The 13,902-nt window shown below is 69.7% G+C and carries 11 protein-coding genes; 5 read left to right on the top strand and 6 right to left on the bottom strand.

Features of this window, described 5'->3' with window-relative positions; all coding sequences use genetic code 11:
• Positions 1-10: 10 nt before the first annotated feature.
• Positions 11-1,117, top strand: coding sequence for a ferredoxin reductase (locus AAD027_RS10875; RefSeq protein WP_341726052.1), 1,107 nt, complete (start codon positions 11-13; stop codon positions 1,115-1,117).
• Positions 1,117-2,280: a fatty acid desaturase family protein gene (locus AAD027_RS10870; protein WP_341726051.1), complete on the top strand. Its 1,164-nt coding sequence runs from the start codon at positions 1,117-1,119 to the stop codon at positions 2,278-2,280. The genes AAD027_RS10875 and AAD027_RS10870 overlap by 1 nt, the downstream gene beginning before the upstream one ends.
• A 106-nt stretch (positions 2,281-2,386) precedes the next feature.
• Here the strand turns inward: AAD027_RS10870 and AAD027_RS10865 are convergent, their stop codons facing one another.
• The gene (locus AAD027_RS10865) at positions 2,387-3,157 is read right to left on the bottom strand and encodes an isocitrate lyase/PEP mutase family protein (RefSeq protein ID WP_341726050.1); all 771 of its coding nucleotides are present in this window, start codon (positions 3,155-3,157) and stop codon (positions 2,387-2,389) included.
• A 136-nt stretch (positions 3,158-3,293) separates the two neighbouring features.
• On the opposite strand from AAD027_RS10865, the gene AAD027_RS10860 reads away from it, so the two are divergent.
• On the top strand, positions 3,294-4,121 hold the full coding sequence (locus AAD027_RS10860) for a helix-turn-helix domain-containing protein (RefSeq protein WP_341726049.1): 828 nt from the start codon (positions 3,294-3,296) through the stop codon (positions 4,119-4,121).
• Positions 4,122-4,487: 366 nt separating this feature from the next.
• Here the strand turns inward: AAD027_RS10860 and AAD027_RS10855 are convergent, their stop codons facing one another.
• Positions 4,488-5,204, bottom strand: coding sequence for a glutathione S-transferase family protein (locus AAD027_RS10855; protein ID WP_341726048.1), 717 nt, complete (start codon positions 5,202-5,204; stop codon positions 4,488-4,490).
• A gap of 105 nt (positions 5,205-5,309) precedes the next feature.
• Between AAD027_RS10855 and AAD027_RS10850 the strand changes: the two genes are divergently transcribed.
• Entirely contained in the window at positions 5,310-6,224 is a 915-nt protein-coding gene (locus AAD027_RS10850; protein WP_341726047.1) for a LysR substrate-binding domain-containing protein, read from the top strand.
• 16 nt (positions 6,225-6,240) lie between these two features.
• Here AAD027_RS10850 and AAD027_RS10845 read toward each other — a convergent pair whose 3' ends face one another.
• The 4 genes from AAD027_RS10845 to AAD027_RS10830 all read right to left on the bottom strand — a co-directional run bounded on the left by AAD027_RS10845 (position 6,241) and on the right by AAD027_RS10830 (position 10,326).
• Positions 6,241-8,022: an ABC transporter transmembrane domain-containing protein gene (locus AAD027_RS10845; protein ID WP_341726046.1), complete on the bottom strand. Its 1,782-nt coding sequence runs from the start codon at positions 8,020-8,022 to the stop codon at positions 6,241-6,243.
• A gap of 116 nt (positions 8,023-8,138) precedes the next feature.
• Positions 8,139-8,729 (bottom strand): IMPACT family protein, encoded by a 591-nt coding sequence (locus AAD027_RS10840; RefSeq protein WP_341726045.1) that lies wholly within the window; start codon positions 8,727-8,729, stop codon positions 8,139-8,141.
• Entirely contained in the window at positions 8,726-9,811 is a 1,086-nt protein-coding gene (locus tag AAD027_RS10835; protein ID WP_341726044.1) for a hypothetical protein, read from the bottom strand. Before AAD027_RS10835 ends, AAD027_RS10840 begins: the two co-directional genes overlap by 4 nt.
• Entirely contained in the window at positions 9,808-10,326 is a 519-nt protein-coding gene (locus tag AAD027_RS10830; RefSeq protein WP_425605446.1) for an RNA polymerase sigma factor, read from the bottom strand. Before AAD027_RS10830 ends, AAD027_RS10835 begins: the two co-directional genes overlap by 4 nt.
• Before the next feature lie 296 nt (positions 10,327-10,622).
• Between AAD027_RS10830 and AAD027_RS10825 the strand changes: the two genes are divergently transcribed.
• Entirely contained in the window at positions 10,623-13,538 is a 2,916-nt protein-coding gene (locus AAD027_RS10825) for a bifunctional diguanylate cyclase/phosphodiesterase (protein ID WP_341726043.1), read from the top strand.
• Positions 13,539-13,902: the final 364 nt, after the last annotated feature.

The raw sequence follows: 13,902 nt of genomic DNA, 5'->3' as shown, positions 1-13,902 counted from the left end.
TAGTGGCGCCATGAACGCCCAAGTCCGCCCCGCCGGCCGTCGCCGGCACGGTCCGTTGAAACGCCTGGTCCATCCCCTGGTCAAGCCGGATGTCTTCGATTTCTGGGCCGCCCGGCTCAACCGCAGCTGGACCTGGGAGCGTCCGGTGGCGCGCCTGGTCGGTCGCGAGACCGCTTCCCGCGACGCCGTGACCCTGTTGCTGAAGCCCAACCGCCACTGGGCGGGACACCGGGCCGGCCAGCACGTCAACCTGGGCGTGGAGATCGACGGCGTGCGGGTCACCCGCAGCTACAGCCTGACCGCGCCGCCGCGCGCGGACGGATTGCTGCCGGTCACCGTGAAGGCCATCCAGGGCGGTCGCGTCAGCCAGTACCTGTGCCATGAGGCCAGGCCCGGCACGGTGTTCGAGCTGGGACAGGCGTTCGGCGACATGACCCTGCCGGCGTCGCCCAAGGGCGGTTACCTGCTCCTGGCCGCCGGCAGCGGCATCACCCCGATGATGGCGCTGGTGCGCCAACTGGCTGGGCAGGGCATGCCGGTGGACCTGGCGCTGACGTACTGGGTGCGCCGGCGCGATGAGGCCTGTTTCCTCGACGAACTGCGCGCGCTGTCGGCGCGGCACCCGCGTTTCCGCTTCCGGTTGATGCTGACGCGCGAAAGCGCCGGCGCCGCCGATGAAGGCGAAGGCCGCATCGGCGAGGCCGCGTTCGCCGCCTTTGCGGACGACCTTGCCGCCCGGCAGGTGCTGGCCTGCGGTCCGGGCGGTTTCGTGGAAAGCGCTCGCGGGCTGCTGGACGGGCGGGCGGCGTCGTTCCAGGCCGAAGCGTTCACGCTGCCGCCCGTCACGGTCGTCGACGAAGGCGAAGTCGATGTGCGCCTGCTGCGCAGCGGCCGCACGCTGCGCGTGCCGCGCGGGCAATCGCTGCTCACCGCGCTGGAAGCGCAGGGCCTGAAGCCCGCGTCCGGCTGCCGCATGGGCATCTGCAACACCTGCGCCTGCGGCAAGTCCGCCGGTACCGCCCGTCACCTGCCCAGCGGCCTGCTGGCGCATGAACCGAGCCAGGCGCTGAAGCTGTGCATCCACAGCGCCGCCACCGACCTGGAACTGGATCTCTGATGACCGCCTCTCTTCCCGTCGCCCGCAACCGCAAACTCACCGCGGAAGAACTGGACCGCTTCGGCGAGGAACTCGACGCGCTGCGCGCCCGCACCGTCGCCTCGCTGGGCGCGCGCGACGCGCGCTACATCCGCAACGTGGTCAAGGCCGTGCGGTACACCGGACTGGCCGGGCGCGCGCTGCTGTTCGCGGCCGCCATCGCCGGCGGGCTGTGGCTGGCCGGCACCGCGATGGGCTGGCTGTTCTGGGTGTTGTGGGCGGCCGGCGCATTGGCGCTGGGGCTGGCCAAGATCCTGGAGAACATGGAGCTGGGCCACAACGTCATCCACGGCCAGTACGACTGGCTGGGCGATCCGCAGTTGAACGGCAAGACCTACGACTGGGACATCGTCGCCACCGCCGACAACTGGCGCTACACGCACAACTTCCGCCACCACACCTACACCAATGTGCGCGGCATGGACGACGACATCGGCTATGGCCTGCTGCGCATCTTCCCGGAACAGAAGTGGAAGCCGTTCTACCTGCTGCAACCGGTGATCGCGGTCTTCTTCGCGCTGTATTTCCAATGGGGCGTGGCCATCCAGAACCTCAAGCTGGGCCGCTGGTGGCACGGCAAGATGACCACCAGGCAGCTGCGCATCAAGTCCGCGCCGGTGGTGCGCAAGATGCGGCGCCAGTTGGCGAAGGACTACGTGGTCTATCCGGCGCTGGCCGGCCCGTTCTTCCTGCCGGTGCTGCTGGGCAACCTGGTGGCCAACGGCCTGCGCAACGTGTGGACCTATGTGATCATCTTCTGCGGCCATTTCACCGCCGATGCCGAAACCTTCCCGAAGGAATCGATCAAGGACGAATCGCGCGGCCATTGGTACCTGCGGCAGTTGCGCGGCTCGTCCAACCTGCGCGGCGGGTTCCTGATCAACGTGCTGTCGGGCAACCTGAGCCACCAGATCGAGCATCACTTCTACCCGGACATCCCCGCCAACCGCTACGCCGAGATCGCCCGCGAAGTACGCGCCATCTGCGCGCGCTACGGTCAGCACTACAACACCGGCACGCTGCCGCGCCAGTTCGGCCAGGTCGTCTGGCGCATCCTGCGCCACGCCTTCCCCAGCCGCCCGCGCCGCGCGGTGCCGCTCATGCGGGCGGAAAACGCCGCGTAGGGTGCGCCCCGGCGCACCACATCCGCGTCGTCTTCCGATGTCCACGCCAGATGGATAGGCATGGTGCGCCAGGGCGCACCCTACGCATTGGGGGCGGCCGTTCCGATCAGAAGTCACTCGCCTTCGCGGCGGCCTCGGCCAGTGTCCGCATCGCGGTGAGATAGGGGCCGGGTCCATGGCTGATGCGGGCCACGCCCAGTTCGGCCAGTCGCGCAAGCGCGGGGGTGCCCGCGCCCACCATGACGTTGACCGGCAGCGGCAAGGCTGCGACCAGATTCGCGATCAGGGTTCCATCCACCAGTCCGGGCACGAACAGGCCATCCGCACCGGCCGCCGCATAGGCACGGGCACGTTCCAATGCCTGCGCGACCATCTCCGCATCGTGCGCCTCCGCCGGCTTCTGGAAGAACACATCGGTGCGCGCGTTGATGAACAGCGCGACGCCCGATGCGTCGGCGGCCTTGCGTACCTGCACCAACCGTTCCACCTGTTCGGCCAGCGGACGCAGGCGGCCGTCGGCGGGATGGCTGTCCTCCAGGTTGCAGCCCACGGCGCCGGCCTCGATCGCGCGCTGGACGGTGCGGCCGACCTCGGCGGCGGTGGCGCCGTAGCCGCTTTCCAGGTCCACCGTGACCGGCAGATCGGTGTTGGCCACGATCCGTGCGAGGTTGTCGAGCGCCAGTTCCAGCGGAAGGTGTTCGCCGTCCTTGTAGCCGTTGGCGGCCGCCACGGACCAGCTGCCGGTAGCCAGCGCGCGTGCGCCGGCATCGGCGACCGCCTTGGCGCTGCCGGGATCCCAGATGTTGAACAGCACCAGCGGGCGGTCGCCCGCATGCAGCGAATGGAACAGCCGGGCCTTGTCGGTTTGCGTGGTCATGCCTTGCCTCGTGTGGGATGGGAAGTGAGCGAAGCCTGGGCCACGGGCGACCTGGCATCAATGACGCGCAAGGTCATGTCGTCATGACCTGCCAGGTCATGGCCTTGCGCAAGCCGCGCGGCTTATCCTCGCCGGCATGGACGCCCGCATCGCACGCCGCCCTTCGCTTTCCGCCGCCCCGGTGGGCGCGTTGCTGCGCGAATGGCGCGCGGCGCGGCGCCTGAGCCAGTTGGACCTGGCGCTGTCCGCCGGCATCTCGACGCGCCACCTGAGCTATGTCGAGACCGGCAAGGCGCAGGCCAGCCGCGACACCGTCGCCCGGTTGGCCGACACGCTGGAAATGCCGCTGCGCGAGCGCAACGCCCTGCTGCTGGCGGCGGGCTATGCGCCGGAATACCCCGAGACCGCGCTGGGCACGCCGGAACTGGCGCAGATGCGGCGCGCGATCGATCTCATCCTGGCGCAGCAGGAACCGTATCCGGCCTTCCTGATCAACCGCCACTGGGACGTGCTGATGGCCAACCGGGGCGCCGAGCGCGTGAACCGCTTCATGCTCGGCGGCCGGCCCAGCGCGCATGCCAACATGGTGCGGCAGTTCTTCGACCCGGACGACCTGCGCGCGTCGGTGGCGAACTGGGAGGAAGTGGCCGGCGAAATGATCCGGCACCTGCACGACCACGTGGCGGCGACGCCCACCGATCATGCCGCTAAGGCGTTGCTGGACGAAGCGCTGGCCCGTCCCGGCGTTCCCGCGCGCTGGCGGCACCGCGACCTGTCGGCGATGCCGTCCCCGCTGCTGACCACCGTGCTGCATCGCGACGGCGTGGAACTGCGCTTCTTCTCCACCATCACCACCTTCGCCACGCCGCGCGACGTCACCCTGGACGAAGTGCACATCGAATGCTGCTTCCCGATGGACGAGGAAACGGCGGGCCACTGCCGGGCGCTTGCGGACGGAGGATGAAGGCCCGGCGCGATGTGTGCGCGTCGAGGATTCGACGGGCGGCGCGCGCGTGCGGCAGGGCAGGGCAGATACTTCCCGGCCGATGCCACAGGGAGTCCATCGCATGCTCAGGAAGATCGCCTTCGTCCTGTATCCCGCCACCGATGTGCCGCGTGCACGGAAGTTCTACGAGGAAACGCTGGGATTGGAACCCGGGCTGGCCGGATCCACGGCCCGCGCTGCCGCATGCGCGTGTGCCTGGACAGCGAGGGCAATGCGATCCTGCTGCACCAGCTCAACCCATCCTGAGCACGATGGTCCGGCCGGACCGCACCGGGATCTCCCGGTGCGACGGCAGGTGGGTTCCGGCATGCCGGCGATACCACCCTATGCGGCAAGGGCATCCTCGCGGGCGAGTGCCTCGAGCGCATCCTGCAGGCTGACGTGCCCCTGGAATCCGCCCGCGCCGGTGGCGGCTGCCTGTTCCTCGATGGCATGGGCGAAGGCCACCGCGGGGTCGGTTTCCAGTTTGTCGTACAGCCGCTGCAGGCGGGAGTAATCGCGACGGTCGACGGCATCGTGGTACTTCGTCCAGCGCGCGATGCCGATGTAGTACGCATCGGCCAGCGTGCGCCGTTCGCCGAGCAGCCATGGCGCGTCGCCGAGCATCGCTTCCAGTTGGGCATGCGCCTTGATGACGTTGTCGCGGCCATAGTGCGTCAACGCATCCTTCGCCGCGCCTTCCACGCCGTGCTCCAGCGCGTACCACAGCGGCGAGAACGCATTGAAGAACGTGGTGTTGAGGTAGGCCAGCATGCGGTTGAGCAGGTCGAAGTCGCGCGTGCCCTGCGCGAAGCCGAGGCCGCGCCCGATGCCCAGGCCGCCGATGTGGTTGAGGATGGCCATGCTCTCGGTGAGCGCATGGCCATCGGCGGTGATGAGGGCCGGGGTTTCAGCGATCCGGTTCACGCGCAGGTAGTCGGCAGTGAAGCCTTCCGGCATGTCGACGCGACACAGGCGGTAGGGCTGGCCCAGCCATTCCAGCGCGACGATGGAACCGAACGAGCAGGCGGAGGGGACGCCGTAGAAGAGGATGGGGGACATGGTGTTCTCCAAAGGTTGTGGACGCGAAGGTCCGGGCAGTGGGAACACGGTAACTGTGTGGACATTGATCGTGTAGCAGGGTGAAAATGGACTTATCGTCCATGAATGAGGACTTTAGGCGTGCTCAACCTGAACGACCTGCTGATGTTCGCCGCCGCCGTGGAGCACGGGGGCTTTGCCGCGGCATCGCGTTCGCTGGGCATTCCCAAGTCCACGCTCAGCAAGCGGGTCGCGGCACTGGAAGCGTCGCTGGACGCGCGGTTGATCCATCGCACGTCGCGCAGCTTCACGCTGACCGAGGTGGGCCGGGATTTCTACGAACATGCGCGCGCGGCGCGGATCGAGATGGAGGCGGCCGAGGACGTGGTGCGGCGGCGCGTGGCCGAGCCTAGTGGCACGGTGCGGATCACCGCCTCGGTGCCGACGGCGCAATCGCTGTTGGCCGAACTGCTGCCGCGGATCGCGCGCGCATTCCCCAGGTTGCACATCGACCTGGACGTGACCGACCGCTTCGTCGACGTGGTGCAGGAAGGTTACGACATCGCTCTGCGCAGCCACTTCGCGCCATTGCCCGACTCGGGGCTGGTGCAGCGGCCGTTGGACGTGGAGCACATCGTCCTGCTGGCGGCGCCCGGCTATCTTGCCGAACATGGCGAACCGCTGGCGCCGGCGGAGCTGCAGCAGCATGCCGGCCTGCTGGTCGGCAGCCATGCGCGCGAATGGACCTTGACCGATGCCGATGGCAGTCGCGTGACGGTGGCGCCGCGACCAAGGATGACGGCGAACGAGTCGGTGGTATTGCTGGGCGCGGCCGAAGCCGGACTCGGCATCGCCTGCCTGCCCGAGCATATCTGCCGCGACGCGCTCGCCTCGGGCCGGCTGCTGCGGGTGCTGCCGGGCTGGCACGCGGGCCGGGTGACGACCACGATCGTCATGCCGCATCGCCGCGGCTTGTTGCCGGGCGTGCGGGCGGTGGTGGACGGGCTGGTCGAGCACGCCGGCCAGCAACGGGCCGGGTAGCGCTACGCAGGGGCGTTCAGTCGAGGAACTGCAACCGCGCCAGTTCCGCGTACAGGCCGTCCTGCGCCAGCAGTTCCTCGTGCGTGCCCTGCGCGACGATGCGGCCGCGGTCCATCACCACGATGCGGTCGGCCTTCAGCACGGTGGCCAGGCGATGGGCGATGACCAGCGTGGTGCGGCCGTCCATCAGGCGTTCCAGCGCGTGCTGCACGGCGCGTTCGCTCTGCGCATCCAGCGCACTGGTGGCTTCGTCCAGCAGCAGGATGGGCGCGTCCTTCAGCAGGGCGCGCGCGATGGCGATGCGCTGCTGCTGGCCGCCGGACAGGCGCGCGCCACGCTCGCCCAACTGGCTGTCGAAGCCTCCGGGCAGTTCGCGGATGAAATCGTCCGCTTCGGCCGCCTCGGCCGCCGCCTGCAACTCGGCATCGGTGGCGTCCAGCTTGCCGTAGCGGATGTTCTCGGCCGCGCTGGCGGCGAAGATGGTCGGCTGCTGCGGCACCAGCGCGATGTGCTCGCGCAGTCGCGCCGGGTCCAGTTCGCGCAGGTCCACGCCGTCGATGCTTATGCCGCCGGCCTGCGCGTCGTGGAAGCGCAGCAGCATCGAGAACACCGTGCTCTTGCCCGCACCCGAAGGCCCCACCAGCGCCACGGTCTCGCCGGGACGCACGGTCAGGTCGAAGCCGTCCAGCGCCGGCAGGTCCGGGCGCGAGGGATAGCGGAAGACCACTTGGTCGAAACGGATCTCGCCGCGCAGCGGCGAGGGCAGGGCACGCGGCTGCGCGGGGGCGCGGATCGCCGGGGTTTCGCCCAGCAGTTCGGCGATGCGGCCCATGCCGCCGGCCGCGCGCTGCAATTCGTTCCACACCTCCGCCAGCGCGCCGACCGATCCGCCGCCGATCAGCGCGTACAGCACGAACTGCCCCAGCGTGCCGGCGCTCATCGTGCCGTCGATGACATCGTGCGCGCCGGACCACAACACCAGCGTGATCGCGCCGAAGATCAGGGTGATGGCCGCGGCCGTCACCCAGGCCTGCGCGCGGATGCGCTTGCGCGCGGTTTCCACCGCGGTGGCGACGGCGGCGCCGAAACGGCCGCGCTCGTACGGTTCGCGCGCATGGGCCTGCACGGTGCGCACGGCGCCCAGCGTTTCGCTGGCCAGCGTGTTGGCGTCGGCCACGCGGTCCTGGCTGGCGCGCGAGGCTTTCTCCAGCCGCCGCGCGCCCAGCACGATCGGCAGTACCGCCAGCGGGATGCCGATCAGCGCGAAGGCGGCCAGTCGCGGGCTGGTGACGAACAGCATGGCCAGGCTGCCGATCACGGTGACGCTGCTGCGCAGGGCGACCGACATGCTGGTGGCCACCACCGTGCGCAGCAGTTCGCTGTCGGCCGACAGCCGCGAGACCAGTTCGCCGCTGCGGGTGCGGTCGTGGAATTCGGCGTCCAACCCGATCAGGTGGCCGTAGAGCTGTCCACGCAGGTCGGCGACGACCTTTTCGCCCAGCAGCGAGACGAAGTAGAAGCGCGCGGCGCTGGCCAGCGCCAGCACGACCGCCACCACGAACAGGAACACGAAGGCGCGGTTGATGTTGGCGCCGTCGGTGAAGCCGTTGTCGATCATCTGCCGGAACGCCACCGGCAGGCTCAGGGTCGCCGCCGACGCCAGCGCCAGCGCGCACAGCCACGCGGCGAACAACCCGCCGTGCCGGCGCACGAAGGGCCACAGGGCGCGCAGGCTGCCCAGTCTGGCCTTGGGCTTGGGGGGCGTGCGGGTGTCCGGGTTCCCGGCGCTGTCGTTCATTGGGTTTCCATGGTCAAGGTGGCTGTGGGAGGGGCTTCAGCCCCGATGGGCCACCATGCCTTCCGGTCGGGGCTGAAGCCCCTCCCATAAACACCTGTCACCTTATCGTGATCGGCTCATTCTGCCGCGTCGAAGAAGCGCACCCGGTTACGGGTGGCGTCGCGCAACTGGGTTTTCAAGGCATCCACCTGGTCTGCCGGCAGCAGCAGGCTGAGGCGCGCCCCGGTTTCGTCGAAGATTTCGCCCTGTTTCTCGACCTTATGAGCGGTCAGCGCCGCATGCACGTGGCCCAAGTCGTCGAAGGGGCAGGCCAGTTCCAGGGCCTGCATGGCGATCAGCGGCTGCCGCTCGGCCAGCCGCAGGCATTCGGCCGCCGCGCCGCCATAGGCGCGCACCAGCCCGCCGGCGCCCAGCTTGATGCCGCCATACCAGCGGGTCACCACCACCATCACCCGGTCGTAGCCCTGTCCGTCGATGGCGGCCAAGATCGGCCGGCCGGCCGTGCCGGCGGGTTCGCCATCGTCGCTGGAGCGGTATTCCGCCCCGATCCGGTAGGCCCAGCAGTTGTGGGTGGCGTCCGCATCGCCCACCTGCCGCAGGAAGGCGAGCGCTTCGTCGGGCGTCGCCACCGGCGCGGCCTGGGCCAGGAAACGGCTGTGCTTGACCTCCAGTACGTGCGAGGCGGGTGCGGCCAGCGTATCGGTCATGGTTCGCCCAGCAGCGGGCGCAGGTCTTCCGGGACACGCTGGAACGGGTGCTCCTGCACGAACAGCTGCAGGCTGCGGGTGGCGTTGGCGGCATCGCCCAGGTCACGGCGCAGGCGGATGCGGTCCAGCCATTCCCCGGGCGGCAGGTGGGTGTCCTGGTCCACCGGCAACTGCAGGTCGGTGCGGCGCAGCGCGGTGCGGGCCGCGCTGGGTTCGGCGTTGCTGCCGGCGCTGGCCGCCGGGGCGGGTGGCGGCGGTGGCGCGGAAGCGGGAGCGTTGAGGCCCCGGGTCCGGTAGCCATCGGCGGCATCGGAGGAGCGGATACGCGTCCCGGTGACGACGACCTGTTCCAGCTTGCGCGCTTCCGCCGCCGTTTCCTCCTCGCGCAGCGCCAATCCGCGCGCGTCCCGCTGTTCGTGTTGTTGCGCCTCTGGTGCGCGGAACAGGATGGCTTTTTCACGCGTTTCCGGTACGGCCACCGGGGCAGGTGGGGAGGGAGGCGGCGGCGGGAGGCGTGCCGCGACCCGGTCGAGCGCATCGTCCCGTGCCGGTGGTGCTTCGGGGAAGGCTTGCGGCGCCGCGCGACGGGCAACGGGCGGCGGCGATTCCGCCGGAACCGGCAGGCCGGGCACGGCGGGAATGATCGACAGCGGGCTGCGGCGCGGCGCGCTTTCCTGGCGCGCGGCCGCTTCGGCGTTCTGCCGGGCCGGGTCGGTGGCGGCCACGTCCTGCGCCGGTTCGGACACGAGGCCGGCATTCTTTTCCGCAGGCGCGCCCGCGTCGGCCGCCGCCGGCGCCGATACCACCGCTGCCGGCACTTCGCTGGCCACGGGGACCTCTTCCAGCGGCCGCAGTTGCCAGGCCACGCCGACGGCCAGCAGCACCGACGCCGCCACGCCCAGCCGCAACGGCCAGCGTGTACGGGGCGCGCGGGCGGCATCCGTACCCTGCACGGCGGTGCGCGCGGCCGACAGGATGCGGGCGTCCAGTTGCGGCGAAGGACCGCCATGCGGCCCAAGCCTGGACAGCTGCGCGGCCAACTCGCGTTCTTCCGGCGTCAGGGGTTCGTGGGGCGTCTTCATTCTTTCAGTCTCATCCGCAACCGGTCCATCGCGTAGCGCAACCGCGACTTGACCGTTTCCCGGCCGACGCCGGTGATTTCGCCGATCTCCTCCAGGGTCAGTTCCTGTTCCAGCCGCAACTGCAGCACTTCGCGCTGCTCGTCCGGCAGTTCGTCCATGGCCAGCTGCAGCCGGCGGCGCTGTTCGAAATCGGACAGTTGCCGCTCGGGGGTGTCCGGGTCCGGCACCCGCGCCGTGCGTTCTTCGGCGTCCTCCGGTGCGGCCGGCCGGTGCTTGAGTCCGCGCCAGTGATCGTTCAGCCGGTTGTGCGCGATCCGGAACAGCCAGGTGCCGAACGCGGCTTCCGGTTTCCAGCCCTGGCGCGCGGCGATCACCCGCTGCCAGACATCCTGGAAGAACTCGTCGGCCAGCGCGTTGTCGCGCAGCTGCCGCAGCAGGAAGCGGTACAGCGGCCCGCGGTGGCGGGCATAGAGTTGTTCGAAGGCCGACGCATCGCCGGCGGCGTAGGCCAGCATCAGGGTCTCGTCGGCGGGTTCTGCTAGGTCGTTCACCGCCGCCAGCGTAAGCGGTCCGCGCGTGGCCGTGAAGCCGTCCGCCGTCCGCCGGTGCGGCCGGTTCAGCCGTCCGGGCGCCGGGGCGCCCGCAGGGGCAGAGTGGAAGGCGATGGCGCTGCGGTCGGACACAGGTTTCTCCAACGGCCCATGGGAAGGCATGGGGTTCGTCCGCCCGTTTCCGTTCAGGGGGCGGCTGGCGGTATGCTCGCCAAGGGGAATCCAGACACCACGCCGCACCGACTCCACTGGAACCGGTCATGTCCACGCGAACCATCAGCGCCGACCAACCGGCCGCCGAGCCTGCCTCGTCGCCGGCCGACAGGATCGTCACGATCCTGCGCGGCATGCTGCCCGAAGGGGCGGAACTGGCCGTGTGCTGGCGCGACTGGGCATTGGGCAATGGCGGGGCGGCCACCGCGGGCGCGACCGGCGCGCTGCGCCGGCGGGCCGAGCAGGCCCTGGCCGACCCCCAGGCCGAGCACGACAACCCGGAACTGCGCGTGCACGCCTGGGACAATGCCGACGGCAATGCCCGCGTCGCCCTGGCGGTGTCGCTGCCGCGCCCGCTGCCGGCGGAGGAAGAAGAGCCCTGGCTGCTGCTGGCGCGCACGCTGCTGGTGACGTCGCTGGACGCCACCCGCGCGCAGGCGCGCATCGTCTCGCTGGAAAAATCCAAGCGCCTGCAGCAGGCGCTGTACGAGATCGCCGACCTGGCCGGCGCCGACCTGGAGATGCCGGAGATGCTCCGCCGCATCCACGCGGTGGTGAACTCGCTGATGTACGCGGAGAACTGCTACATCGTGCTGTACGACGACCAGCGCCGCACGGTGCGGTTCCTCTACTTCGCCGACCAGCGCGACCCCTATGTGGCGGAGCCCGATCGCGAGTTCGGCGAAGACGAGATGGCCAACAGCATGACCTTCGCGCTGCTGCGCCATGGCCAGCCGCTGCGGGGGCCGTCGGCGGTGATCCGGCAGAAACTGGGCGTGATCCGCGACCCGTCGCACGGCCCGGACAGCCTGGACTGGCTGGGCGTGCCGATGCGCCGCGACGACCGTGTCTGCGGCGCCATCGTCGTGCAGAGCTACGACACGCCGGCCAGTTATGCCGACGAGGACCGCGCCCTGCTCGGTTACGTGGCCCAGCACATCCTGACCGCGCTGGACCGCAAGTACGCGCACGTGGAACTGGAGAACCGCGTCGAGGCGCGCACCCACGAACTGCAGCGCATCAACCGCGAGTTGCAGGCCGAGATCATGGAGCGCAAGCGCGCCGAGAAGCTGCAACGCGCGCTGTTCCGCATCACCGACCTGGCCATCACCTCCGAGAGCCTGGAGCGTTTCTACGCCGACGTGCACGTGGTGGTGGACGAACTGATCAACGCGCGCAACTTCTACATCGCGCTGGTGTCCGACGACGGCGACACGCTGCAGTTCCCGTATTCGATCGACGAGCGCGACCCGATGCGCAAGTCGCGGCGGATGACCAACGGCCTGACCGAATACGTCATCGCCACCGGCAAGCCGTTGCTGGCCGACCGCGCCGTGATCGGGCGCCTTGCCGAGGAGGGCAAGCTGCTGCAACACGGCCCGCCGGCCTTCAGCTGGCTGGGCGTGCCGCTGTTCCGGGGCGAGGATGTCGTGGGCGCGGTGGTGGTGCAGAGCTATTCCGACGGCGTGGCGTTCAACACCCACGACCAGAGCCTGCTGACCTTCGTGGCCCACCACATCGGCAACGGCCTGGACCGCCAGCGTGCGCAGGAGCGCCTGCGCAGCGCGCATGCCGAACTGGAGCGCCGCGTCGACGAGCGCACCCGCGAACTGGCCGAAGCCAACCACCAGTTGCGCGCGCAGATCGGCGAACGCCTGCGCGCCGAGCAGCAGCTGACCTACCAGGCCACCCACGATGCGCTGACCGGCCTGCCCAACCGCCCGCACCTGCTGGACCGCCTGTCCGCCGCCATCGAGCGCGCGCGCCACGGCGACGGACAGGCGTTCGCGGTGCTGTTCCTGGACCTGGACCGTTTCAAGCTGGTCAACGACAGCATGGGCCATGCCGCCGGCGACGAACTGCTGGTGGAAGTGTCGCGCCGCATCACCATGACGATGCGCGGCAACGACGTGGTCTCGCGGCTGGGCGGCGACGAGTTCGCGATCCTGGTCGAATACGCCGACGGCGTGGAGAACGTGCGCGACCTGGCGCAGCGCCTGCTGTCGGTGCTGGGCCGGCCCATGTGGGTCGCCGGGCGCGAACTGTTCCCGTCGGCCAGCCTGGGCATCGCCGTGTGGCATCCGCGCTACCGCAACGGCGAGGAACTGCTGCGCGACGCCGACGCGGCGATGTACCGTGCCAAGGAGCAGGGCCGCGACCGCTGCGCCATGTTCGACGAAGCGATGCGCGAAGCGGCGATGCAGAGCCTGGACCTGGAAGCCGACCTGCGCCGCGCCATCAACCACCGCGATTTCCTGCCGTTCTACCAGCCGATCCGCCGCCTCGACGACGGCAAGGTGATCGGCTACGAAGCCCTGCTGCGCTGGCAGCATGAGCGCCGCGGCCTGCTGCTGCCGGCGGAGTTCATCAGCCTGGGCGAGGACAGCGGCCTGATCGAACAGGTCGACTGGCTGCTGTACGAACAGGTGGTCAAGCAGATCGCGCGGGGCGGCGAGGGCTACGTGTCCGTCAACGTGTCGCCGCGCCATTTCCGTTCGCCGGATTTCGCCGACCGCCTGCTGGCGATGTTCGATGAACAGGGCGCGGACCCCTCGCGCCTGCGCGTGGAAATCACCGAGGTCGCGTTGCTTGACGATGCGCCGCGCACGCTGCGCATCCTGCGCACGCTGCGGCAACACGGCATCCTGGCGCAGCTGGACGACTTCGGCACCGGTTTCTCGGCGCTGTCCTACCTGCACCGCTTCCCGATCTCGGTGCTGAAGATCGACCGCAGCTTCATCGCCGGACTGGGCGTGGAAGCGCGCCCCGAAAGCCTGGCCCTGGTGCGCGCGATCCTGGCCCTGGCCGGCACGCTGGGCATCGAGACGATCGCCGAAGGCGTGGAAACCGACGAGCAACGCCAGGCCCTGCTGGAACTGGGTTGCCAACTGGGCCAGGGCTACCTGCTGGGCCGGCCCGCCGCCAGCATGGACGACATCGCCGACGGCACCGCGCCCGCGTAGGGTGCGCCCCGGTGCACCGGCGCTGTGCCCGGATCATCCGCCGCATGCCGAACGTCCAGAGTCCGCGACACGGTGCGCCAGGGCGCACCCTACGGGGATATCCCTTGTGGGAGCGACGTCAGTCGCGACCGGAGACCAAGCGTGGAACCACATGCCCCATCTTCCCGTGCACGCCTGACCGCCCTGCACGGCAAAGCAGCATCCCTGTAGGAGCGACGTGAGTCGCGACCGAAGGGGCTGAGGGAGCACTGGAGATGAGTTCAGGCGAGATGAGGTTAAAGAGAGCACCCCATCCGATTTCATCCGCGTGGAGCCGTGTCCAGTTCCTGGGCTCTCCAAATTTTGGTCGCGACTGACGTCGCTT

Source organism: Pseudoxanthomonas putridarboris (genome assembly GCF_038321125.1).
Classification (GTDB): domain Bacteria; phylum Pseudomonadota; class Gammaproteobacteria; order Xanthomonadales; family Xanthomonadaceae; genus Pseudoxanthomonas_A; species Pseudoxanthomonas_A putridarboris.
Note: the sequence above shows the minus strand (reverse complement) of the source record. Positions and strands in the feature narration are given on the sequence as shown.

Excerpts from the sequence above, each read along its gene's own strand:
- AAD027_RS10875 (WP_341726052.1), top strand. The coding sequence starts at position 11 with ATGAACGCCCAAGTCCGCCCCGCCGGCCGTCGCCGGCACGGTCCGTTG.
- AAD027_RS10870 (WP_341726051.1), top strand. The coding sequence starts at position 1,117 with ATGACCGCCTCTCTTCCCGTCGCCCGCAACCGCAAACTCACCGCGGAA.
- AAD027_RS10865 (WP_341726050.1), bottom strand. The coding sequence starts at position 3,157 with ATGACCACGCAAACCGACAAGGCCCGGCTGTTCCATTCGCTGCATGCG.
- AAD027_RS10860 (WP_341726049.1), top strand. The coding sequence starts at position 3,294 with ATGGACGCCCGCATCGCACGCCGCCCTTCGCTTTCCGCCGCCCCGGTG.
- AAD027_RS10855 (WP_341726048.1), bottom strand. The coding sequence starts at position 5,204 with ATGTCCCCCATCCTCTTCTACGGCGTCCCCTCCGCCTGCTCGTTCGGT.
- AAD027_RS10850 (WP_341726047.1), top strand. The coding sequence starts at position 5,310 with ATGAGGACTTTAGGCGTGCTCAACCTGAACGACCTGCTGATGTTCGCC.
- AAD027_RS10845 (WP_341726046.1), bottom strand. The coding sequence starts at position 8,022 with ATGAACGACAGCGCCGGGAACCCGGACACCCGCACGCCCCCCAAGCCC.
- AAD027_RS10840 (WP_341726045.1), bottom strand. The coding sequence starts at position 8,729 with ATGACCGATACGCTGGCCGCACCCGCCTCGCACGTACTGGAGGTCAAG.
- AAD027_RS10835 (WP_341726044.1), bottom strand. The coding sequence starts at position 9,811 with ATGAAGACGCCCCACGAACCCCTGACGCCGGAAGAACGCGAGTTGGCC.
- AAD027_RS10830 (WP_425605446.1), bottom strand. The coding sequence starts at position 10,326 with ATGCTGGCCTACGCCGCCGGCGATGCGTCGGCCTTCGAACAACTCTAT.
- AAD027_RS10825 (WP_341726043.1), top strand. The coding sequence starts at position 10,623 with ATGTCCACGCGAACCATCAGCGCCGACCAACCGGCCGCCGAGCCTGCC.